Origin of the sequence: Thalassospira sp. UBA4513, assembly GCF_002388495.1 — a bacterium.
Taxonomy (GTDB): Bacteria; Pseudomonadota; Alphaproteobacteria; order Rhodospirillales; family Thalassospiraceae; genus Thalassospira; species Thalassospira tepidiphila.
In genome coordinates, this window is record NZ_DGMR01000005.1 from 768 (window position 1) to 1,933 (window position 1,166).

Annotated in this window: 2 protein-coding genes; both read left to right on the forward strand. The window is 48.7% G+C overall.

All coding sequences use genetic code 11. The annotated features are described in order from the left end of the window. Positions 1-240, forward strand: a 240-nt coding sequence (locus B2T33_RS01850) for a YitT family protein (protein WP_286791019.1), incomplete at its 5' end; no start/stop codon positions are given. Between the two features lie 147 nt (positions 241-387). Continuing rightward, on the forward strand, positions 388-1,107 hold the full coding sequence (locus B2T33_RS01855) for a hypothetical protein (RefSeq protein WP_286791020.1): 720 nt from the start codon (positions 388-390) through the stop codon (positions 1,105-1,107). Positions 1,108-1,166 lie beyond the last annotated feature (59 nt).

A 1,166-nucleotide genomic window follows, 5' to 3' on the forward strand; every position in this document is an offset into this window, starting at 1 on the left:
CTCATGCTGTTTCGCCATCGCGCCGGCCTTGGCGGGGTCAATATCCTGGCGCTCTATTTGCAGGAAAACTTCAACATCCGCGCCGGCTATTTCCAGCTTGCCGTTGATATGGTCATCCTCGTCTGCGCCTTCCTGACCCTGCCCTTTGACAAGGTCCTGCTCTCGATCCTGGGCGCCGTCATCCTCAACCTGATCATCGCACTCAATCACCGTCCGGGGCGCTATTTGGCGGCTAGATAGCCAGCAGAAATGATGACATTTCCGATCTGTTAGGTATTTAACCGCTTTTCTTTTGCCGCCCCTGCACTCAAGGATGATTGACCAACTTGCAACTAGCAGGGCATGATCACGACTCTCCCTCAACCTTGAGAGCACGAATATCACTTGATGAACAACCTTCCCCGACCAGTGCTTGTCGCGATTGTAATCGCATTCTGTGTTTTTGTGATTGCGCCAATTGCCATTGGCATTGGCGGTGATATTTACGATCTCAATCACAGACTTTGGTGGATTAGCTTCGCCAAACGCATTCAGTGGGAAAGCATCCTTGCCGGTGCACTTGGTTTGTTGGCAGGATTGTTTGTAATTTACTCAACCCAAGTACAAATCGCCGCAGCTAAAGAAAACGCTGCAAACACGCTTCAACAAGCAAAGCTCCATCGTGCCGACCAAATCAACGCACCCTTACAACTTGCTCTTGATGTGTCAGCGGAAGTGCAGGAATGGTGTTCAAAGAAAATTGAGCTTCTGGAGACCAATCGGGCGCTCTTTGATGAATTCCGACCGGCAACGGAAGAGAACCTGCAGCAACTTTTGGACAGGACGTACCGTGATCTGCTCCGACGTTGCCAAGTAGTGCAGAACATTAATGATGCGCATAACACCACTACGTTCAACTATGCTGTAAACAACGCACTAAAAGAGCTTAGTGACAGCTATGATTTTTACACTGAAGGCGAGCAAACCCAACCAGAATACGCAGTTCTCTACAACTACAACATTATCCGGGACAAGCTGATTGAGGGTAGATCCAGATCAGTTATTGCATCCAACCATATCAGAGAACAGATGAAAGTTATCAAGGCGCGATGTGGCTTGGAAGACTAGATCGACATGCCATTATCTGGGAGCATGTAAAAGATAAAAAATGGCGATCCCTGCAGGAC

What these genes read in the sequence shown, in the direction of transcription:
- B2T33_RS01855 (WP_286791020.1), top strand. Translation starts at nt 388, where the DNA reads ATGAACAACCTTCCCCGACCAGTGCTTGTCGCGATTGTAATCGCATTC.